Origin of the sequence: Legionella maioricensis, from assembly GCF_023618015.1 — a bacterium.
In the GTDB taxonomy this organism is placed as follows: Bacteria; Pseudomonadota; Gammaproteobacteria; order Legionellales; family Legionellaceae; genus Legionella; species Legionella maioricensis.
The window spans coordinates 25,546-45,725 of sequence record NZ_JAJKBJ010000011.1 but is presented as its reverse complement, the minus strand read 5'-3'; the positions used below and the strand labels follow the sequence as shown (position 1 = coordinate 45,725).

Sequence of the window (20,180 nt, the reverse complement as noted above, 5' to 3'; positions counted from 1 at the left end):
TTTGTTATCTGTTTTCCTGGACTCAAAAGAGTCGTTTTATTTAGGTAATTGAGCGATGTCAATTGCCCAGTAATCACAAGCATTTTTGGTAAGAAAACCGAGTCGGGTATATAATTTTAACGCTCGTTCATTATGAGTCTCAACATCCAGGTTCAGATGAGGTTTTCCTTCGCTCAATGCAAGATTAATACAATGAGTGATTAATAATGTGCCTAATCCTTGCCCCTGCTTGGTGGGCACTATGGCAATATCAGAAAGGGTTGCCCCATGAGGCAGCCAGCGTAAATGGGCTTTACCTATCAGGCTATTATCTTGGTAAGCAAGTATGACTTGATACTCTCTACCATCAATTATATGTTGAAATCTCTCGAATGAATCTGATTGTTTGTCGGGGAAGCATTCTTCATCCAACGAATGGAGTAAGGAGAGGTCGTCAATAGTTGCCGTACGAAAAGTTAAAGATTGTTTGTAATCCAACAGGGGATTCAAATCATCTCTTTCCATATAGTATTCACTGTGTTGATAGGAAAATCCGTGGGAGAATAACCACTCATTATTCAGTTGGGCGGGACTGGAAAAAATTAACTTCTCGAAGTCTTGTGATTGAATGAGAGGCAATATTTTTTGGATAAGTTGTCTGGCAATTCCGCGTCGCCGGTGGAGGGGGTGAACTAAGACGGATACTTCAACCGCGTCAGCATAAAAAAAATAAGCACCCAAAAATCCGATTAATTGTTGTTGTTCGTAATATAATAAACTTGCAGGAAAAGTTCTGGGCTGACTTAATATGTGGGTGTATAGATTAGGAGTGCTGCCATCTGTTTTTTTACATATGGCGCGCAAAGTTTCTAATTGTTCCAGTTGTTCTGCATCTAATTGGTTTGTATTGTTTAACATGATGATATTTTATTATTAACCTTTATTATTGCTAAGATTAGCTTGTTTTATCGGGATTTGCCTTCTTTTTGTTAAAAAGGTCGAGATAGGCACTATAACTTTTTTTTCCATCTTGTCTCTAGTATGAACTCTAAAGTCGTTGAATCAAAGCAAGTACGCCATTGCAAAAGACGACAGTTTTCATTGCTCCTCTTCCTTTGTCTTGAATCTATTGACTGCTATTTAAATAATGTTGAATTTTTTCTTGAACTTCTAGCTTATGTTTCTCATCCTGGTAACTGGTTCTTGGCCAAAAAAATCCTTTTAAGCCATCGTGTTTGTTACGAGGCACAATGTGAACGTGCAAATGGGGAATACTTTGACTCACAATGTTATTCAGCGCAATAAAACTGCCAGTGGCTTGCATGGCCTTTTCAACCGCCGTACCTATTTTCTTCGTTAAAATAAAGAAAGAACCCACCATGGAATCGGGTAAATCATAGAGTGTTTTATAATGATTTTTAGGAGCAAGAAGAGTATGGCCGGGAAATAGAGGCCGATGATCCAGAAACGCGATAAAGAGCTGATCTTCAAAAACGATGTGCGCTTTTTCTTTTTTTGCTGCAATTAAATCAATAATACACTCTTTATTTTCTTCTAGAGACATATCTTCCCTTTGAACCTCGATTTTCCCAGATTCTTAAGTTAATCATTAGAGCGTTTAAATTTCTATCTTCTCTAACAAATAATTATCTCATCCTGTATAGTTTTAAGGTTTCAAAACAGAAAGGGTAACTATGTCAACCGCATTATTCTGGTTTAGACAAGATCTGCGTTGTCGAGATAATTCAGCTTTAGCGCTTGCCTGCAAAAATCATCAGAAACTAATTCCTATTTATATTAAAGATTCTGAACCTGATCTGCCTATGGGGCGAGCCCAGCAGTGGTGGCTATACCATTCTTTACTTTCCTTAAAAGATGATTTAAATAAAGTGGGACTGACTCTCTGTTTCAGGCAGGCCGAACCGTTAATTCTTTTAAAAGAATTAATTGTTCAGCATCAAGTAGATGCTGTCTATTGGAATCGATGCTATGAACCGATGCACATTAACCGTGATCGGTTAATTAAAGCGGAACTCCGAGCAATGGGGGTCAAAGTAATTAGCTGTAATAGCAGTTTGTTGCTCGAGCCATGGGAGGTCTTAAATCAAAGTGGTTCTTTTTTTAAAGTATTCACCGCTTATTGGCGACAATGTTTGCGTCAAATTCAGGAAAGACCTCCTATCCAGATTTCTGAATGGCCCTCGGATCATCCCGTTAGTTCCGAATCGCTTGCAGAATGGAACTTACTGCCCCAGCATCCAAACTGGGCAGCAGAGTTTTCTCGATATTGGCAGCCAGGAGAAAACGCAGCATTGGCTAAACTGGATCATTTTATTTCTGATCAGTTGCAACAATATAAAGCGCTGAGGAATGAACCAGCAATTTTCGGGACTTCAAGATTATCGCCGCATTTACATTTTGGTGAAATCAGTCCTCATCAAGTTTGGGCGGCGTTACAGCAAGTCATGCAAGATCCTGATAGTAATTTACCCTCAGTCCAGACCTACCTGTCAGAATTAGGATGGAGAGAGTTTTCCTACTACTTGCTCTATCACTATCCTCAATTAATAAATACTAATTTTAAAAGTCAATTTGATCGGTTCCCCTGGCAACAAGATGAAATCAATTTAAGATTATGGCAAAAGGGATTAACTGGTTATCCCATAGTAGACGCAGGAATGCGGGAGTTATGGCATACAGGATATATGCATAATAGAGTGAGAATGATAGTTGCTTCTTTTTTAACCAAAGATCTGATGATTGATTGGCGAAAAGGAGCTGCCTGGTTTTGGGATACTTTGTTGGATGCAGATTTGGCCAATAATTCAGCGAGTTGGCAGTGGGTTGCGGGTTCAGGTGCGGATGCTGCGCCCTATTATCGAATTTTTAATCCAGTGCTTCAGGGCGAGAAATTTGATCCACAAGGTGAATACGTCAAACAGTGGATACCAGAGCTGGCTTCCATGTCAAAACAATGGGTGCATCAACCCTGGCAGGCTCCTAAAGATGCATTACCCTTGGTTTTGGGAGTAGATTATCCATTCCCCATTGTTGACCATAGGACAGCCAGACAAGTCGCCTTGTCAAATTACCGGGCGCTAAAAGAATAATTTTGTTCCCTGATTTAGCTAATCAAAAAGAAGGCGATAAAAACCAAACTTAAAACGATTATCAATGGATTAATCTTTTGTCTGGTAACTCCTTTTAGCAGGGTATAGAGAATAATGCCCCATCCTATACCATCAGCAATAGAGGCGGTAAAGGGGATCATCATTATGGTAACCATGCACGGCGCTATTTCGCTGATGTCATCTAACTTTATATCGGTTAAGTGCTTCATCATGCAGCATGCAACATAAAGGAGAGCTGGCCCTACTGCAAAATTGGGGATCATTTTCGCGAGAGGGAAAAAGAATAACATTAAGAGAAATCCAGTAGCAATAACCAAGGCAGTTATTCCCGTACGCCCGCCAGCTTCTATGCCGGTTGCCGACTCAATATAAGGAGAAGTGCTCGCTGAACCAAGAACTCCTGCCAAAGCAGATGCGGCTGCATCTGCTGTTAAACTTTTACTAAGGCGTTGCGGGTAATCCTTTTGTTGTTTGAATACGGTGGGATTAAGTAAGCCCACTAAAGTTCCTGTCGCATCAAAGATAGCAATTAAGAAAAAGGTAAAGGTGGCCTTTAACGATTCAACGCTGGTAATTCCTGAAAAATCAAGCTTTAAAAAGGTGGGTGTCATGGACGGTGGTGTCGCTATTATGCCTTGCCAAGAGGTCAATCCCAACAGTAAACTCAAGGCGCTAATGCTCAATATACCAAGAATAATTGCGCCCGGTATGCAATAGTAATCCAAAGTTAATATCAGTAAAAATCCTAAGAAAAATAAGCCACTTTCAGGGCGTTTAATATCGCCTAACCGCATTAGGGTATGATGATCCGCGACAATGAGTTGATTGTTTTGCAGGGCAATCAAGGCGATTAATAAACTGATGCCTATTAAAATTGCGATTTGTAAATTATGAGGAATTGCCTCTATTAACAGTCTTCTAAGTCCTGTCAGGGTGACTAAAAAGAATAAAAGGCCTGATATGAATACCATGGCCAAAGCATGCTGCCAATCTATCCCCATTCCCTGGACGACGCTATAAGAAAAATAAATATTCAATGCCATGCCAGGAGCCACCCCTATAGGGGTATTGGCCATGATGCCCGTTAACGCACAGGCAAAAGCAGTAACGAGGCAGGTCGCTGTAAATACAGCCCCTTGCTCCATCCCTGCATCATGTAAAATCGTTGGATTAACGAAGGCAATGTACACCATAGTCAAAAAAGTAGTGATGCCCGCGAGAACTTCCGTTCGTAGAGTCGTGCCCTTCAGGAAATAAGCTGTTAAAGTATTCATAAAAGATGAGAGACTCTAAAAATGGAAGTTTAGTACAGCTATAATAATTTCCACAGTGATTAGGATAATAATAATTATTTCTAAATTATGGCCATGACGGTTTTCAAGATAACCGTTAAACATGTCAAAAATTTCATTTAAAGTATCCAGGCGGTGGTTAATTGCATTAACCCGTCTTTGAATGTGTAAATAACGTTCTAGCATAATAAAATGCTCTTCCAGGGTAGGATGCTGCCAAAAGTATTTAGGATGATAAAGGAAATTACTAATTAAATTCAGTTCACTCTTCGCGCCTAAAATTTCCCCTATAACTTGTTGTATTTGTTTGCGACTAACGGGCATTTCACCTTTGTGAGACAGGGTTTGAATCAAGGGATTATATTTTTCAATTAATGCATCAATGATGGTTTCAAAATACTGTAGCTTCACTGATTGAGAAAATCCGTAGGAGAGACTTAATTTCAGTTCATCACTCTCATTGTCTATAGTCAAACAATCCACGTCAAAAAAATCATGGGGCTCGATCGCCGTTTTATCCGCTATTTGATAGTGAAATTCATCATGAACTAAAAGAGCGACTGGCTTATCAATAAGAAGCTTGATGGTATTTAAGTAGTCGTTAATTTCATAACGCTTAACCCCCCAGGAAACTACGGTGCCGTTTTTAAAAATAAATACAACGTGGTTTTGATTATTATTGGGGCTAAGTCTTATAACGTCACGAGTTTTCACGGAAGTATATTCGTTAGCCGAATTTTTAAAAAAATTGTCTAAACGTGCTAAATCAATTGATTTGGCCAAACAAAAACTTAAGCATTCCATGATAGTGATACCCGCGATATGAAAAAGGCGCTTGCGGTTCCAGAACACTTGGGGAGGGCAAACGCCATCTAATAGGCTAAAGTATACAATAAAATCAACGATATTACACGCTATCAGCTGTTTCCCGACCAGTGTATGCTTTTTTTCTATCCGTTGCACCACTTAACCATTGAGGGCATACTTCCAGTATTTCAGCAATTTTATCCAGCTGATCGTTGTCTGGGAGTACATGGCCGAAAATTAGAGAATTTGCCAAGTGACGAGTAACTCCAAACACTTTAGATACTGCTTTTGTTTTTTCTGTTAACTCTTCGGGAAATCCAAGTGTGGCTAATTCTCGATTAAAGCGTTGTGAAAACACCTTGCTGTTCATTTTCTCACTCCATGAAAAAATAGTTAATTCAGCATCATCCCAATGATCGCTGACCCATATATACCTTGTATCAATCCTTGATACCGGTAAGAGTGTTATAACTTATTTTTTTTCAATAGCAAAGTCTTTTTTCTAAAAAAAAATCAATTATTTTTCATTGGCTTATCGAGAATATTTCTCAATAATAGAAAATTAACCTATATTTTTATGTGTTTGGCGGAGATAAGATTTCCTTGACTATTAAAGCAAGGTTTACATGGTGTTTTTGATGATCTCTATTACCTCATTAGCGTAAGCTAATCCCTGGAGATAAGATTGAGTCAAATCTTTATGCGCAATAGGTGCTTTATCTAATTCATTAAATTTGGCTTCTTCATAATCGATAACGAATTTTAAGATTTGTCCTAACTCTCCTTTTTGATGCAGTAATGCGTCATTTAAAACCTCACTTAACTGGATTTTACCTAATAACGAATTCATGGGTTCATTAAGAATACCGTCTAAAGTCGAAAGTATTCCTACAGTATAGGCTTGAAGGGGATTGCTGGCCCCCGTTTTTTTGGCCAAGGCTTCACACATTTTTGCGCGAATCAACGTTCGTTCCAGGAGGTCTGGTGTTACATCATCAAGGCTGGTCAAGAGTAACAGGCATATCCAATTGCGGATTTGCACCAATCCTAATTGGGCAATAGCATCCATTAGCGACTCAAATTTTTTACCTACATATAATGAGGCAGAATTGGATAAACGTAATATTCGGTAACTCAGTTTGGGAATTTGCAGAATGATTTCTTCTACTCGTCTCAGGGGAACATCTTGATTATTTAATTCTGATAATAACTTTAAGAGGTGAATTTTATTTTCAGTAATAACCTGGCCTTTACAGGGGTCGGGCTTGTTTAGAAAAAAGCCTTGAAAATACTCAAACCCCAGATCGATACAATGATTAAATTGGGTTACGTTTTCAATCTTCTCTGCCAATAATTTACCTTTAAATCCTTTCAGCGGGGCTAATAGCTCAATAATTTGTTGATTGCTCCGATTGAGTACATCTATCTTAATGATGTTGGCTAACTCAATTAAGGGGATTAATTCTTCGCGAAAGATGAAATCATCAAGGGCAATTTCATAACCCAGGTTACTTAGGGTGGTTAAATTGGTAATTAAAGGTTTGGTTACCTCTACAGTTTCCAATACTTCAACGACAATTCGACTCTTGGGCAATAAAAGAGGTATTTGCTCGATCAAATGGTTGTAAGTGAAGTTTATAAATGCTCGTTTGTTGCCTATTATGGTATTAATATCCAGGTTGGCAAATAATTGAGTAATAACAGAGCAAGTCGCTGCGTCACCAGCGAGTGGATTCAGGTTATCTACATTTGCAGTAAGTGCATCATCTTCACGATATAAAAGCTCATAAGCGTACACAGAACCGTTTTTATTATAGATACCTTGTCTTGCTAATAATGTTTTTATTAGAGGTAGGTTCAATTTGCATTGTTAGTTGGTCTGCTTGTTTATAGTATATATCAAAAAAATAGAACAGGCAGTTTACACTTAAATCCTGTGCCGCATAGGTGACAGGGGGTAAAGCGCATTGTTCCTTAAATACTCGGCCAATATTTTTAGCAGCATGGCACGAGGCGTCTTGGCCATCATACATTCCCAGCAAGAATGGCGGAGTATCTTGAGTCAGCGTTTGGATGGCAACTGAAATATTATCCATAGAGCCATTTGCTTTTGCGTGGAGAGCCAGTATTTCACATAATTTCTCTGGCGACAGAGTGCTTGGCGATGCCATTCTTTGCAATATGCCAAGTAAATAATTTTCATGTCCGTCTTTAGTCTGAGAGGCAAGACCTGCTCCGTCAGTAAAACCATCGCATGTAGAAATGATTTGCAGGGAGCCATATCTTTGGGATCAATATGCAGATCTTCTGCGATCTTCTTTACGTTGGTGACATCAATACTTGCTTCAGAACAAACTCCTGAATCTTTAAAACGCTGATCGCCAATTGCACGTGATACTCCGAGAGTCAAACGATCTTTATATACTCTATCGAATAAAATTGTTCCGCCCGCCGCTTCAATCCGTCTCTTTTCAGGCTCATTTGAGCCTTTATGGGTTACTTTATTTAAGCGGATCACTCCTAGAGCGTCGCCTTTTTTACCGTAGATCACAGCAAAAGTAACGGTATCGGCCAGAGTAGCTGTAATTAAATTCCCTCGTCCGTCATATTGCATTTATTTAGATCAGGATTATTCTTGAGTCTGTTGAGAGCTCTCTAGGAGTGTTGCAACCAACCTATAGCCTATCAATAATGGAGTATAGGTTGGCGAATGGTGACTCATATTAGTCAGATAAGGCTTCTTTGGGGGTGAAATAATTTAAATCCAACTCACGGGCCGCTTTAACATCATCAAGTCGTTTGACGGGCAATGTATGAGGTGCTTCTTTGAGTAGATTAGGATTATTCATAGCTTCTTGTCTGATGTTTTTCATGGTATGAATAAACGCATCCAACTCTTCTTTACTTTCTGTTTCAGTGGGCTCTATCAGCAGACATTCTGGAACAAGTAAAGGGAAATAAGTCGTTGGCGCATGAACACCATAATCCAGTAGTCGTTTTGCCAGATCCATGGCGGACACTCCGTAGGCTTTCTTTTCGGGGCTTAAGGTGAGAATAAACTCGTGAGAAGCTCTTCTGTCCGGATAAGCAGGAGTAAATCCTGCTTTAGCTAATTCTTTAAGTAAATAATTAGCATTAAGCGTGGCGTATTCTGACACGCGCAATAAACCTTCCTTGCCCAATAGTCGCATGTAAAAGTAGGCGCGCAGTAAAATTCCTGCATTACCCATAAAGCAAGACAGACGACCTATACTTTGTGGGTAATCTTGCCGCGTTGCCCATTGATATCCCGAATCAGTTTTCTTTACTACAGGAAGCGGCATAAAAGGAATGAGACGTTTACCTACAGCAACCGGGCCCGCTCCTGGACCTCCTCCACCATGAGGAGTCGCAAATGTTTTATGTAAATTTAAATGCATGACGTCAAAGCCCATATCTCCGGGTCTTACTTTACCTAAAATCGCATTCAGGTTAGCGCCATCATAGTACAATAAACCGCCCGCTTGATGTACCAAGGCAGCTATTTCTTTGATCTGGCGCATAAATAATCCCAGCGTTGAGGGATTAGTCAGCATAATTCCCGCAGTTCTGGGGCCTATTTTACTTTTTAGTTCTTCCAGATGGATGTCGCCATCTTTATCTGTAGCAATTTCTACTACCTTAAATCCGCACATCACCGCGGAGGCGGGGTTGGTGCCATGGGCGGCATCAGGGATAAGCATTTCATCTCGAGCAGTATCACCGCGCGATTGATGATAAGCTTTTATCATCGCCACACCGGCAAACTCACCTTGGGAGCCCGCCATGGGGGTTAACGATACTCCAGCCATGCCAGTAATTTCAGCGATGTTGTTTTGCAGGCGGTAAATAGACTCCAGAAAGCCTTGGCTTTCCTCTTCCGGGGCCAAGGGATGACGGTTGATAAAGCCGGCAATTGACGCAGCCTTATGCACACCCCGTGGATTATATTTCATGGTACAAGAGCCCAGCGGATAAAAATTAGTGTCTATGGAAAAATTTTTATGAGAGAGGCGGGTAAAGTGTCTTACAACTTGTAATTCAGAACAAGCCGGCATTCTTGGCGGATTTTTTCGCTGAAAAGCTGCAGGAATTTCATATTTACTTTTCAAAATTTTGGGTGCTTGGGCGGTTGCCTGACGCTTTGCTTTGGATAATTCAAAGATCAACATAATTTGCCTTCCGTTTTTTGAATAAGTTCTTTGAGTTCGTCTCGGTGTTTAACCGGGGTGAATTCAATAAATTGGTACTCGGCGATCTCTGCCAGATAATAGGGGTCTTTTTTAAATATGGATTCCAAGTAAGCCCTGTCATTGGTCGCTGCAATAATAATTCCACCGGTTCTAGGTTTCATTGGACCGGAAGCCACTAATAAGCCTTGTTTGTAATAATAATCAAGGAACTCTCTATGGGCTTGCAAGTATTTATCCACTTCATTCATGGGCGTTAAATAGGTTAATTGGATTATGAACATGGGGCACCTCGCTTACTCATAATGGTTTTTAATGCATCAGTATAGTGTGCAATGTCATCGTGGGTACGCATCTCAGTAGCACAAACCAGCAGTGTATTGGCCAGTTGTGAGTAATGGGCAGCGGGGGCATAACCTCCAGCAATTCCTGCATCTGCCAACTGAGAGAGTACCTTTTCAACCGGTTGATTGAGTTTGATTAATGCCTCATGAAAATAAGGGGCATTAAAAACCAGCTCTACCCCTTCAATTTGAGTTAAAGCCTCAATTAGCTCATGGGTATTTTGATGACATTGGCTTGCTACCTGGCGCAAACCTTCAGCGCCCAGGAGGCTCATATGAATGGTGGCTGCGGTAACCAGTAATCCCTGATTGGTACAGATATTCGAGGTTGCCTTAGCGCGTCTTATGTGTTGTTCGCGTGCCTGCAAAGTGAGGCTAAAGCCGATTTTACCGTCTTTATCCACCGTGCGGCCGATCAGACGCCCTGGCATTTGTCTTACGTGAGCCAGGCGAGTACTTAAAAAACCAAAATAAGGTCCACCAGAAGCCATAGGAGAACCTAAAGGCTGGCCTTCTCCACAAACGATATCCACACCATGCTTTCCCCATAATCCTGGAGGTTTTAACAGCGCCAGCGATATTGGATTAACACAGGCGACACTAATTGTTTTATTTTCATGGGCCCAATCACTGAGCTCATCGACTTGTTCCAGACAACCAAAAAAATTAGGTTGGGCAATAACCAGGGCAGTGATGTCTTCCCCAGCATATTGTTTTAATGCTGAAAGCGGGGTGATGCCTTGTTGCTCATCAAATGGAAGTGTGGTGACTTCGATATGCTGATTACGGACTACAGTCTCAATAGTTTCACGATAAAAGGGATGAACAGTTCCTGCAATCAGTACTCGATTCGTTTTGCTGTGTTTGTTGACGCGAACCGCCATTAAAACGGCTTCAGCTAAGGCAGTGGCGCCATCGTACATCGACGCATTCGCTACTTCCATGCCCGTCAATTCACAAATCATGGTTTGATATTCATACAATAATTGCAAGGTACCTTGACTGGCTTCTGCCTGATAGGGGGTGTATGCGGTTAAAAACTCCCCTCTTGAGGCTATATCCCACACGACGGCCGGAATATGATGCTCATAGCATCCTGCGCCAATAAAACAAATACCATTCCTGTTTTTATTCGCTAAATTCTGCGCCTCCTTAAGCATATCCATTTCATTGATGCCGGCAGGCATATTTTGAAAACCTGCATATTGTAATGATGCGGGGATTTCATCAAATAAAGCTTGGGTATCATTGACGCCAATCGACGTCAGCATCTCTTTTGTGTCTTCAGGAGTGTGTGGAATAAACGGCATGATTAATGATCCTCAGCTATCTCATTTTGATATTGGTCAGCATTCAATAAGTCATTAATTTCATTGATGTGACTGGGCTTTAGTTTGACAAGCCAACCAGCATTATAAGGATCTGAATTGACCAGGGCTGGATTATCAATAATTGTGGTGTTCACGGCGGTAACTACACCACTAATGGGGGCGTAAAAGTCAGATGCTGCCTTTACGGATTCGACGACGCCTAATTCCTCTCCTGCCTTCACTACATCACCAATTTCAGGCAGTTCAACAAACACCATATCTCCCAGTAATTGTTGGGCGTGATCGGTAATTCCTATAGTGACTTCATCAGATTCTGTTTTTAACCATTCATGAGTGGCGGTAAATTTCAAATCATTCATTGTATTATCCTTATTTTATATAGCCTTAATTTATTTGATAAAGTCAAATTGCTTTTCCATGTTTGACAAAGCGCGGCTTTCCTACTTTTGCAGGAATTAATTTACCGCGTATATCAACCAAAACTTGATCGCCAGTGGCTACCGGTACGCGAGCTAAAGCGATCGATTGCTCCAGGGTTGGGGAATAGCCTCCGCTGGTAATGATGCCATCAGAACATCCTTCGATAATGACTTTCTGGCCGTGTCGCATTATTCCTTTGCCTAATAAAGTGAGGCCAACCAGTTTTCGCGCAACACCTTGTTGTTTTTGCGAAAATAAGGCACCCATACCAATAAAGTCGCGATCTTCAGGCTCCCACTTGACGGTCCAAGCCAGGCCTGATTCAAGAGGGGTCGTTGTTTCATCCATATCTTGGCCGTAAAGAAGCATACCCGCCTCCATACGAAGCGTATCGCGAGCGGCAAGTCCACAGGGTTTTACTCCTACTTGCAATAAATTAGTCCAGAGTGAGGCGACGAGTTCTTTGGGGACAATAATTTCTAAACCATCCTCTCCAGTATATCCTGTGCGGGCAAAGAACCAGTTTTCTACATCAACACATTCAAAGTTGGTTAGCGTGGATACCGCATCAATTTGCGCGGGGGTCAACACCGCCAGGGTCTTGGCTACGGCCGCAGGGCCTTGAACCGCGAGCATTGCAAGCTCTGGTCTTTCTTGTAAGCCCACAGCAAAGCCTTCGCTCTTTTTGCGGATCCAGGCTATATCATTTTGACGCGTTGCGGAGTTAAGAACGACTCGGTAATTGTCCGAAGCACGTTGATAGACGATTAAATCATCAATGATACCGCCATGTTCATTACACATGCAGCTGTATAAGGCTTTGCCGTTATGGAGTAATTGATCGACATCATTAGTAAGCAGTTTACGGAGAAATTGACGACCACCTGCACCAAGAATATCAACAATAGTCATATGGGAGACATCAAACACTCCCGCATCTTGACGGACAAAGTGATGTTCGTTTAATTGAGAGCCGTAATGGAGCGGCATATCCCAACCGTGAAAATCAACCATTTTTGCGCCGCATGCCAGATGAGTAGCATGAAGTGGAGTTTTAGCAATCATTGCAAATCCTTTTTTTATCACCCTGATTGATGTGATTATACCTATTGCGATTTATTTTGCGAGATTTCCTCTTGGCTTTTTCTATGATTATGATTTGAAATCACTATATACTGTATATTTATCGGATTGGTTATCATAATGGCACTTCATTATGGGCGATGGATGCTCGATATAGGGTGGTTAATTGTTCTGTTAATTCTGTTGTCCCATTTTTTGCGAGACAGAAAAACGCTCTTACAGGCTCAATCCTGGTTAAAAGTTAAAGGCCGGATCACGAGTTGTGAATGGGTAGAACAGGGCCATAGCATTTGGCCCAAAATTGAATACTCTTATCAAGTATATGATAAAGATTTGGTGGGGGAACATTTATTTTTAGATACCAAACACAATAGCCCCAATAGTAAATATTCACGCCTCATCGCTTATAAAGCTGCAGTGGCTTATAAAGAAAACGCAGAAATCGATGTTTATTATAATCCCAATAACCCCGAGCAATCTGCCTTAGATGTGGCTATGCCCTCAAAATTAAACATTATTTTGCTTTTAATCGCAGCAATGTTGGTCATTCATCTTGGTATTATGATTTTCCGGCTCCTGGGCTAGCTGGATCTGTTGCTTCTTTATTGGGACATTGGCAGGGCGGTTCAGTTACGGTAGATTGCAGACTGGTAATACTTAAACCTCGTACCCCCTGGCCTGTCGGAGCCACCGTAAAATTCACAACTACTTTTAGATTTTGCCGCTGTTGATATTGCGGATTTTGATACACCACCAATATTGGCATAATGGCCTGCCAATGAGTAGGGTCAAAAGTGATAATCTTTGGGGGGTGTGTTGCTACTGCGGTGACATCGTAGGAGTTTTTTTGAACTGCCTCGGGTAGTTTCGAAGCGTTAAGAGCTTTGCTATAGGCTATCCAGCCATCAGCAGTAAAATATTTGGCAATGTCTTTTTGTTGTTGCAGGTACGTTTTATAGTTATAGGTATAGGTGGCAATAATGGCTTCATTAGCCCAGACTGCTACCTGGGTTCTATCCGGGGTTGCATAATCAAGCTGAGCAAAGAGAAACAGTATCAGACCAGACAGGTGATGAATTTTCTTAAACATAACTACCTTCATTATTATTGAGTCATATACTGCAGTGTAACTATTTTTTGCAGACAAAAAAATCCCCGGTTAAGGTACCGGGGCAAAATTATGTGTCTGAATAAATTATATTCAGACATCACCCCGCATAAAGAGGGGAAAGCGGGGTAGAGCATCCGGGGGAGAACGCTCACAAGTATAGACACGTGATGTGCAATAAAGTTCAATATTTATTCATATTTTATTTTCTTGTGAGGTTAATACTGCCTGATTGCGGTGTTCTCAGGTATCGATAAACCTGTATTTATGGTATTTTATAGTGTTCAGGATAAGGTGCCGTCGTTATGTTCCGAGGGGGAATAAATTCTTCTCCGAAACTGACATGGTTCCAGACCATTTTTTTGCCAATTAAAATATCTGGCAAAAAATGAGAGCAGCCCTTAATAATTCAGATAAATAATGTGAGAGAGTATGGTGCCTAACAGCCGTTTTTATTTCGCCAATCCTGATAAAGTCGGTCGATTTATTAATCGCTGGGATATTCTTTTGCTGCTTATCGTTTTTTCAGTTTTATTTTTTCTGGGATGGGCTGGCTCACAAATGGCAACGCCTTATCAATTGGGCGAGCCTATACCTATTTCTCTGGCTCCTTCCAATCTCCCTTTTTACGCCTTGCGCACGGTATTACGCCTGTTTATTGCCTTGATTTTTTCTATAGTCTTTACTTTTATTATTGGTGCCTTGGCTGCTAAAAACCGGCGGGCTGAACAGATTATTATTCCGGCCATTGATATTCTGCAATCCATCCCCGTGCTTAGTTTTTTGTCAATTACCGTTACGGGGTTCATTCATCTTTTCCCCAATAGTTTACTAGGACCTGAGTGCGCTTCTATTTTTGCTATTTTTTGTGCTCAAGTATGGAATATGACTTTTGGATTTTATCAATCTTTAAAAACAATTCCTCATGATCTGAAAGAAGTATCTTCCATGTTTCGTCTTTCCGCCTGGCAACGTTTCTGGAAAATGGAGGTTCCTTTTTCCATGTCGGGACTATTATGGAATATGATGATATCCATGTCTGCAAGTTGGTTTTTCGTGGTGTTATCTGAGGCAATTTCAGTTGCCCATCAAAATATAAGATTGCCCGGTGTCGGATCTTATATTGCTTTGGCGATACAACAAAAAGATCTGCATGCGGTGGGTTATGCCATATTAGCCATGATGATCGTTATTTTCTTATATGATCAGATATTGTTCCGACCATTAATTGCCTGGTCTGAAAAGTTTAAAGTAGAGCAATCACCGGATGAGGCAGAATATCAATCCTGGTTAATTGATTTGATCCGGGGAAGCCGATTAATGAAGCGCTTTACTAAAGCCATGGGGGTATTCACGGATGCCTTTGTCAATGCACGATGGCTTAGAATCAGTGAGCCAAAAGCTGTAAAAGAAATAGACTTAAAAAAGCAGAAGCGTCTGGACCGATTTTGGGGCGCCGCCATTCTATTGTGTATTCTCAGTGGGGGATGGTTTTTATTAAGATTCATCCTTGCTGAATTGAAAGCCAGTGATATTTTGCATGTATTTTTGCTGGGAGCAGCGACAGGGACTCGGGTTATTGTTTTAATCGTCATCAGCTCTTTAATATGGATTCCGGTGGGAGTATGGATAGGCTTAAGACCCCGCATAGCTCAAAAAATACAGCCGGTCGTGCAGTTTGTCGCCGCTTTTCCTGCCAATTTATTTTATCCTTTATTTGTCATCGCCATAGTAAAGTTTAATTTAAGTGTGGAAATTTGGGTGACCCCTCTCATGATTCTTGGTACACAATGGTATATTTTATTTAATGTGATCGCCGGAGCTTCCACCATTCCACGTGAATTGTATCTTGCCGCAGATAACTTCGGTTTAAAAGGATGGATTTGGTGGAAAAGACTCGCATTGCCCGGAATTTTTCCTTTTTATATTACCGGCGCAATCACTGCTGCTGGTGGGGCATGGAACGCCAGTATTGTGGCTGAATGGGTTAGTTGGGGGAATGTAACGCTCAAAGCTACCGGTTTAGGCGAGTACATACAGGCCAGTACTACAGCAGGGGATTTCCCGCAAATTGCTTTGGGTACAGCGATGATGTGTCTTTATGTTCTGGCCTTCAATCATCTCATTTGGCGTCCGCTTTATCGCTTGGCGGAAGAGCGATTTAATTTTAATTGAGGCTCCAATGTCTGAAACTATTATTTCCATAGAAAATTTACGAAAGTCATTTAAAAAAGCGTCTACTCAAGACCTTCTGGTGCTTGAAGACGTTAATTTTAAATTACAGGAAGGGGAGATTGTTGCTTTATTAGGTAAATCCGGCTCGGGAAAATCTACTCTTTTGCGAATTATCGCCGGACTCATTGCCCCCTCCAGCGGAACGGTAACCTATAGGGGAAAACCGGTGACTCGACCGGTTGCCGGTATCGCCATGGTCTTTCAATCGTTTGCTCTGATGCCCTGGCTTAATGTTTTGGAAAATGTAGAGCTGGGTCTTGAAGCGCAAGGCGTGAGCCGTGATGAACGACGACATAGAGCTATTGAAGCAATTGACATCATTGGGCTGGACGGGTTTGAATCGGCTTTTCCTAAAGAATTATCTGGCGGTATGCGTCAGCGGGTAGGTTTTGCTCGTGCTTTAGTGATTAATCCTGACGTGTTACTAATGGATGAGCCTTTTTCTGCTCTGGATGTTCTTACCGCGGAAAATCTGAAATCAGATTTGTTGGAACTATGGAAAGAAAAGAAAACGAATACGAATGGTATTTTATTAGTGACGCATAATATCGAGGAAGCCGCTACTCTGGCTGATCGCATTGTTATTTTCGGCAACGATCCCGGATACATTCGTGCTGAACTACCTGTTACCTTGCCTCAACCTCGCGATCCTGAAACACCTGAGTTTCGTGCTTTGGTTGATAAAATCTATACCTTAATGACCACCGGACCTAAAGAAAAAGCCCAGCGCGCTCAGCGTGAGCGTCAAATAGGGTTGGGGTATCGCTTGCCTGATGTAGAACCTTCTGAATTATCAGGTTTGATTGAAACCATGAAGTCTTTTGAGGAACGCATTGATTTACCTGAGCTTGCTGATGAGCTCATGATGAATATTGATGATTTGTTCCCTATTCTTGAAACTTTAGAAATACTCGGCTTTGCCAAGGTTTCTGCTGGCGATATTCAATTAAGCGACTTGGGAAAACAATTTTCTGAAGCAGATCTGCAAGAGCGCAAACGGTTATTTGCACAAAGGCTTTTGGAAAAAGTACCTCTTGCCCGCTACATTCGCAGGGTATTAGATGAAAAAGTAGGGCATAGAGTTTCTGAAGAGCGTTTTTTGAGTAAATTGGAAGATTATTTAAGCGAGAAAGAAGCCGATCGCGTGTTACGTACGATGATTGATTGGGGGCGGTATGCGGAGATTTTTGCTTATGATTTCAATACTGGAATTTTAAGTCTGGAAAACCCTGGAAAAGGCTTGTAGCCTCCATTAGGGGCTTGTTTTCAGGGTATCAAATCTCGGTTTTTCTTTGGTGCTCCATTTTGGAAGTATTGTTATAATTTTCAGTACATGACGACAAAATCAGGCACAACTAAAGAACAGTATGGTGCTACGCAACAGCAACAGGTGCTAACTTAATCCTTTCAAACTGTTTTGATCATGTTCCTCTTCTGCATCAATGGCGTCTTGTTCTGTTTTCATCGTTGAGATCTGCGTTTTAAAGTGCTGTATCTTCTCTGCCAAGCGGCCAGAAGCCTTTTCTTTTCCATACTCGCTGGATAATGCATCATTTTTTTGCTCATAATCCGCAATGATCTGATCCAGTTCGCCGATTTTCTGTTTAAGATCTCGAGGATTAATGGATTTTTGCATTCCCATTTTGAAGTTGTGAAGTTGGCTTTCAAATTCTGCCGCAAGAATGGCTCTTTTTTCGGTTAAATCAGAACCGGTGATCAGATCTTTTATTTGATAAATGAAATTGACCAAGCCTCGTTCTCTATAGGCGGTTACTTGCTGTGCGATGGTTGCTATATTTTCATTGAGAATATTATCTATCGTTTTGTAAACCTGAGTCGCAGGTGTTATATATATAATAGTATTTTCATTGACCTTTAGAGCTTGTGAATTGATATTATCCAGGGATTTCGACGGATCATTAAGAGTGTATATATGGGCCCGTGAAATATCAATGCCGTGTTTTGACACATGTTCCAATAAACGATATACATTGAATAAGGAAGGTTGATAGTGCCCGCTAAAGGTCGTTATTCCTTTTAAAACACCTTTTTCTATTCGTATTTCGCCAGCTGCTACTACAGGCGAACCCGCATTCATCGATGAATGCGCTATGCGGTCTTTCATTCCATAATGATTAAAAAGAGATAGTTCTCCATTGGCGTTCAAGGTGAACGCGGCAAATCCTTGCTTGCCTTTGGAGACCATGGCGTAGGTATCACAAGGTCGACCATTTTGGTTAAATTTTCCGTTATAAATGTGTACTCGATGCTGTCCTCTTTGTTCTGGTGTTAAAAACCTGGTGCTTTTGTTTTTATCGAGTTCTTTAGAGCGTTGATTCACATCGAGCAATTCTTTGCTTTGCATTGCCTGCTCAATATCCTTATCTGCTGATTGATTGGGGGTCTTTGTTTTATTTAAAACTAATTTCCCGGGATCAAAAGGAATATTTTGTGGTGATTTACCAGGAATATATTCAGGATTTTTATCCCAATGTTTCATCCGTTCATCCATCAGAGTAATCAGCTGGGCGTTTACGTTGGCGGTCAAAGGGATATCAAAGGCGTAGATAAGAAATTTAAGAGCTTCTTTTTTGAATGTATCAGGCAGTCCTGTCCTGGTTGAATAAACATGCCAAGCAAAATCAATGCGTTGAGCCAGAGTGGCTTTTGATTCTAAATAGATATTGTATTTTAAATCATATATAGTCAGTCCCATAGAGTATGCCTTAATTGAAATACCTATTTCCAGTATAGATCGCTATTTTGATTTTATGTGGGCCATTTGGGGTTTAATAAAGATAATTTTGGGTAACCGTGTTGATGTGTGATGATTGATTGGGGTTGCATACGGCGGTTTTTGCTTGTGATATATTGCAATCTCGGAATTTTTAGAAAACCGAGGACAATATCGCTTCACCCCCGGGTTTCAGTTCATTCCTCCCGGGGGCCTTCACCATTAAGCAGGTTGTCTCATCAGATAATCAAGAATTTGGAACAGACGTTCTGGACTTCCGGCCATTTGTAAATCCGTTTTATATTTATTGTTAATAACAAAAGCGGGTACCGCGTTGATTTGATAAGCGGCCATTAAACGCATGCCATTACCGACGTGCATGTCAATAGTTGGTGAGTTCTCAAAAGCGCTTTTGGCGATTTCTCTATCCACTCCCTGGCCAACAAAAAAATCAATCATTGATTGTTTGGTGTTTAAGGTTTTTTTATCTTCCTGGATGGCCTTAAATAAAGCTGGATTCAGTTTGTCGGATAAAGCAAGGGTTTTCGCAGTATAATAAGCTTTGGCATATAATTCCCAATCCGGTTTAAATACCACAGGAATACGTTCCAGCTGTGCATTTTTCCCCATTTTGCCTACCCATTCATTAAGAGGTGCTTCCATACGGTAACACCAGGGACAACCGTAACTGAAGAACTCGGTAACCACAGGGGTTTTGCTTTTATTTTCTGTAGCCTGAGGATTAGAAACAACCTGATAATCTTTACCTTCAGTAAAGGCTGCAGCCAGAGCTATGGCTGGTAAAAGGATTATTAACCCGACTAATTTTCTTAACATGTTTATAGTTCCTTAATATAGACCTTCAATATAATGCGCCACTGCTTCCATATCATCTTGATTCATTCTGCTACAGATGTCCTGCATAATATGGTTTAAATCGTTGGTTCGTTTCGCGTCTTTAAATGCTTGTAACTGCGTTACCGTATAGGCTGCATGTTGTCCTGAAAGTACAGGAAATCCCGCTTGGGCATTACCGGTACCTTTTGGGCCATGGCAAGCAATACATGCTGTTATCTGTTTATTAAAATCGCCACCTTTATAAAGCTGCTCGCCACGTTGTACGAATTTCTTAGGAGTTGCGCCTTGGGCGAGAGGCATTTTAGCATAATATGTTGCCAAGTCATCTATGTCCTGTGAACTAAGGGTTGCAAGTATGGTGGTCATCGTTGGTGCATTGCGTTGAGTCCCTTTTTTCAGATCATCGAGTTGCTTGATAAAATATTTCTCATTTTGTCCCGCAAGATTGGGCCATTCAGGATTAGAACTAATTCCTTGTTGGCCATGACAGGCGGCACATACCAAGGCTTTATTGGACTCTGATGTGGGCTTATCTTGAGCATAAATTGCAATTGGCGAGCACAGAATAAAGATTAGTGCTAATTTTTTCATCGATTTCTCATCATAAATTCTTGAATTAATGGTACACTGCTTAGGTCCAAATCCCAAAA

21 protein-coding genes are annotated in these 20,180 nt (G+C 41.0%); 4 read left to right on the top strand and 17 right to left on the bottom strand.

Annotated elements, in window-relative coordinates; translation table 11 throughout:
* Positions 1–36: 36 nt before the first annotated feature.
* Both LOX96_RS10275 and LOX96_RS10270 read right to left on the bottom strand, forming a co-directional pair.
* Positions 37–897, bottom strand: a complete 861-nt coding sequence (locus tag LOX96_RS10275) for a GNAT family N-acetyltransferase (RefSeq protein WP_250424172.1) — start codon at positions 895–897, stop codon at positions 37–39.
* A 208-nt stretch (positions 898–1,105) separates the two neighbouring features.
* Positions 1,106–1,543, bottom strand: a complete 438-nt coding sequence (locus LOX96_RS10270) for an HIT family protein (protein ID WP_250424174.1) — start codon at positions 1,541–1,543, stop codon at positions 1,106–1,108.
* A 130-nt stretch (positions 1,544–1,673) separates the two neighbouring features.
* Here LOX96_RS10270 and LOX96_RS10265 point away from each other — a divergent pair, with 130 nt between their 5' ends.
* Positions 1,674–3,089 (top strand): cryptochrome/photolyase family protein, encoded by a 1,416-nt coding sequence (locus LOX96_RS10265; RefSeq protein WP_250424175.1) that lies wholly within the window; start codon positions 1,674–1,676, stop codon positions 3,087–3,089.
* 14 nt (positions 3,090–3,103) lie between these two features.
* Here LOX96_RS10265 and LOX96_RS10260 read toward each other — a convergent pair whose 3' ends face one another.
* From LOX96_RS10260 to gcvT, 11 genes are all read right to left on the bottom strand, one after another.
* Positions 3,104–4,384: an NCS2 family permease gene (locus LOX96_RS10260; RefSeq protein WP_250424185.1), complete on the bottom strand. Its 1,281-nt coding sequence runs from the start codon at positions 4,382–4,384 to the stop codon at positions 3,104–3,106.
* A 15-nt stretch (positions 4,385–4,399) separates the two neighbouring features.
* Positions 4,400–5,206, bottom strand: a complete 807-nt coding sequence (locus LOX96_RS10255) for an RMD1 family protein (RefSeq protein ID WP_250424186.1) — start codon at positions 5,204–5,206, stop codon at positions 4,400–4,402.
* 103 nt (positions 5,207–5,309) lie between these two features.
* Positions 5,310–5,579: a hypothetical protein gene (locus LOX96_RS10250; RefSeq protein WP_250424188.1), complete on the bottom strand. Its 270-nt coding sequence runs from the start codon at positions 5,577–5,579 to the stop codon at positions 5,310–5,312.
* Between the two features lie 252 nt (positions 5,580–5,831).
* Positions 5,832–7,007: an EAL and HDOD domain-containing protein gene (locus tag LOX96_RS10245; RefSeq protein ID WP_250456364.1), complete on the bottom strand. Its 1,176-nt coding sequence runs from the start codon at positions 7,005–7,007 to the stop codon at positions 5,832–5,834.
* Between the two features lie 13 nt (positions 7,008–7,020).
* Positions 7,021–7,305 carry a hypothetical protein gene (locus tag LOX96_RS10240; protein WP_250424192.1) on the bottom strand — a complete coding sequence of 95 codons (285 nt, stop codon included), beginning with the start codon at positions 7,303–7,305 and terminating at the stop codon, positions 7,021–7,023.
* Positions 7,272–7,823 carry a PP2C family serine/threonine-protein phosphatase gene (locus tag LOX96_RS10235; protein WP_250424194.1) on the bottom strand — a complete coding sequence of 184 codons (552 nt, stop codon included), beginning with the start codon at positions 7,821–7,823 and terminating at the stop codon, positions 7,272–7,274. The genes LOX96_RS10240 and LOX96_RS10235 overlap by 34 nt, the downstream gene beginning before the upstream one ends.
* 109 nt (positions 7,824–7,932) lie before the next feature.
* Complete coding sequence (gcvPB, locus tag LOX96_RS10230; protein ID WP_250424202.1) at positions 7,933–9,399, bottom strand: aminomethyl-transferring glycine dehydrogenase subunit GcvPB; 1,467 nt, start codon at positions 9,397–9,399, stop codon at positions 7,933–7,935.
* Positions 9,393–9,701 carry a YciI family protein gene (locus tag LOX96_RS10225; RefSeq protein WP_250424209.1) on the bottom strand — a complete coding sequence of 103 codons (309 nt, stop codon included), beginning with the start codon at positions 9,699–9,701 and terminating at the stop codon, positions 9,393–9,395. Before LOX96_RS10225 ends, gcvPB begins: the two co-directional genes overlap by 7 nt.
* Positions 9,692–11,071, bottom strand: coding sequence for an aminomethyl-transferring glycine dehydrogenase subunit GcvPA (gcvPA, locus tag LOX96_RS10220; RefSeq protein WP_250424211.1), 1,380 nt, complete (start codon positions 11,069–11,071; stop codon positions 9,692–9,694). Before gcvPA ends, LOX96_RS10225 begins: the two co-directional genes overlap by 10 nt.
* 2 nt (positions 11,072–11,073) lie before the next feature.
* Positions 11,074–11,451 (bottom strand): glycine cleavage system protein GcvH, encoded by a 378-nt coding sequence (gene gcvH / locus LOX96_RS10215; RefSeq protein ID WP_250424213.1) that lies wholly within the window; start codon positions 11,449–11,451, stop codon positions 11,074–11,076.
* 43 nt (positions 11,452–11,494) lie between these two features.
* Entirely contained in the window at positions 11,495–12,577 is a 1,083-nt protein-coding gene (gcvT, locus tag LOX96_RS10210) for a glycine cleavage system aminomethyltransferase GcvT (protein ID WP_250424214.1), read from the bottom strand.
* A 138-nt stretch (positions 12,578–12,715) separates the two neighbouring features.
* Between gcvT and LOX96_RS10205 the strand changes: the two genes are divergently transcribed.
* Entirely contained in the window at positions 12,716–13,180 is a 465-nt protein-coding gene (locus LOX96_RS10205; protein WP_250424216.1) for a DUF3592 domain-containing protein, read from the top strand.
* Here LOX96_RS10205 and LOX96_RS10200 read toward each other — a convergent pair.
* A complete protein-coding gene (locus tag LOX96_RS10200; protein ID WP_250424218.1) occupies positions 13,155–13,685 on the bottom strand; it encodes a DotI/IcmL family type IV secretion protein in 531 nt (176 codons plus the stop codon). The two genes, LOX96_RS10205 and LOX96_RS10200, sit on opposite strands and share 26 nt — an antisense overlap.
* A gap of 453 nt (positions 13,686–14,138) precedes the next feature.
* Here LOX96_RS10200 and LOX96_RS10195 point away from each other — a divergent pair, with 453 nt between their 5' ends.
* Positions 14,139–15,878, top strand: coding sequence for an ABC transporter permease (locus LOX96_RS10195; RefSeq protein WP_250424287.1), 1,740 nt, complete (start codon positions 14,139–14,141; stop codon positions 15,876–15,878).
* A 7-nt stretch (positions 15,879–15,885) separates the two neighbouring features.
* Positions 15,886–17,184, top strand: coding sequence for an ABC transporter ATP-binding protein (locus LOX96_RS10190; protein ID WP_250424220.1), 1,299 nt, complete (start codon positions 15,886–15,888; stop codon positions 17,182–17,184).
* Positions 17,185–17,331: 147 nt separating this feature from the next.
* On the opposite strand, the gene LOX96_RS10185 is transcribed toward LOX96_RS10190, so the two are convergent.
* The 3 genes from LOX96_RS10185 to LOX96_RS10175 form a co-directional block, all read right to left on the bottom strand.
* Positions 17,332–18,654, bottom strand: coding sequence for a hypothetical protein (locus LOX96_RS10185; RefSeq protein WP_250424222.1), 1,323 nt, complete (start codon positions 18,652–18,654; stop codon positions 17,332–17,334).
* 240 nt (positions 18,655–18,894) lie between these two features.
* Positions 18,895–19,509 (bottom strand): thiol:disulfide interchange protein DsbA/DsbL, encoded by a 615-nt coding sequence (locus LOX96_RS10180; RefSeq protein ID WP_250424224.1) that lies wholly within the window; start codon positions 19,507–19,509, stop codon positions 18,895–18,897.
* Between the two features lie 12 nt (positions 19,510–19,521).
* Complete coding sequence (locus LOX96_RS10175) at positions 19,522–20,121, bottom strand: c-type cytochrome (protein ID WP_250424225.1); 600 nt, start codon at positions 20,119–20,121, stop codon at positions 19,522–19,524.
* Positions 20,122–20,180: the final 59 nt, after the last annotated feature.

What these genes read in the sequence shown, in the direction of transcription:
- gcvT (WP_250424214.1), bottom strand. Translation starts at nt 12,577, where the DNA reads ATGATTGCTAAAACTCCACTTCATGCTACTCATCTGGCATGCGGCGCA.
- LOX96_RS10270 (WP_250424174.1), bottom strand. Translation starts at nt 1,543, where the DNA reads ATGTCTCTAGAAGAAAATAAAGAGTGTATTATTGATTTAATTGCAGCA.
- gcvH (WP_250424213.1), bottom strand. Translation starts at nt 11,451, where the DNA reads ATGAATGATTTGAAATTTACCGCCACTCATGAATGGTTAAAAACAGAA.
- gcvPA (WP_250424211.1), bottom strand. Translation starts at nt 11,071, where the DNA reads ATGCCGTTTATTCCACACACTCCTGAAGACACAAAAGAGATGCTGACG.
- LOX96_RS10235 (WP_250424194.1), bottom strand. Translation starts at nt 7,823, where the DNA reads ATGCAATATGACGGACGAGGGAATTTAATTACAGCTACTCTGGCCGAT.
- LOX96_RS10205 (WP_250424216.1), top strand. Translation starts at nt 12,716, where the DNA reads ATGGCACTTCATTATGGGCGATGGATGCTCGATATAGGGTGGTTAATT.
- LOX96_RS10190 (WP_250424220.1), top strand. Translation starts at nt 15,886, where the DNA reads ATGTCTGAAACTATTATTTCCATAGAAAATTTACGAAAGTCATTTAAA.
- LOX96_RS10260 (WP_250424185.1), bottom strand. Translation starts at nt 4,384, where the DNA reads ATGAATACTTTAACAGCTTATTTCCTGAAGGGCACGACTCTACGAACG.
- LOX96_RS10185 (WP_250424222.1), bottom strand. Translation starts at nt 18,654, where the DNA reads ATGGGACTGACTATATATGATTTAAAATACAATATCTATTTAGAATCA.
- LOX96_RS10250 (WP_250424188.1), bottom strand. Translation starts at nt 5,579, where the DNA reads ATGAACAGCAAGGTGTTTTCACAACGCTTTAATCGAGAATTAGCCACA.
- gcvPB (WP_250424202.1), bottom strand. Translation starts at nt 9,399, where the DNA reads ATGTTGATCTTTGAATTATCCAAAGCAAAGCGTCAGGCAACCGCCCAA.
- LOX96_RS10265 (WP_250424175.1), top strand. Translation starts at nt 1,674, where the DNA reads ATGTCAACCGCATTATTCTGGTTTAGACAAGATCTGCGTTGTCGAGAT.
- LOX96_RS10255 (WP_250424186.1), bottom strand. Translation starts at nt 5,206, where the DNA reads ATGGAATGCTTAAGTTTTTGTTTGGCCAAATCAATTGATTTAGCACGT.
- LOX96_RS10275 (WP_250424172.1), bottom strand. Translation starts at nt 897, where the DNA reads ATGTTAAACAATACAAACCAATTAGATGCAGAACAACTGGAACAATTA.
- LOX96_RS10225 (WP_250424209.1), bottom strand. Translation starts at nt 9,701, where the DNA reads ATGTTCATAATCCAATTAACCTATTTAACGCCCATGAATGAAGTGGAT.
- LOX96_RS10175 (WP_250424225.1), bottom strand. Translation starts at nt 20,121, where the DNA reads ATGAAAAAATTAGCACTAATCTTTATTCTGTGCTCGCCAATTGCAATT.
- LOX96_RS10200 (WP_250424218.1), bottom strand. Translation starts at nt 13,685, where the DNA reads ATGTTTAAGAAAATTCATCACCTGTCTGGTCTGATACTGTTTCTCTTT.
- LOX96_RS10240 (WP_250424192.1), bottom strand. Translation starts at nt 7,305, where the DNA reads ATGGATAATATTTCAGTTGCCATCCAAACGCTGACTCAAGATACTCCG.
- LOX96_RS10180 (WP_250424224.1), bottom strand. Translation starts at nt 19,509, where the DNA reads ATGTTAAGAAAATTAGTCGGGTTAATAATCCTTTTACCAGCCATAGCT.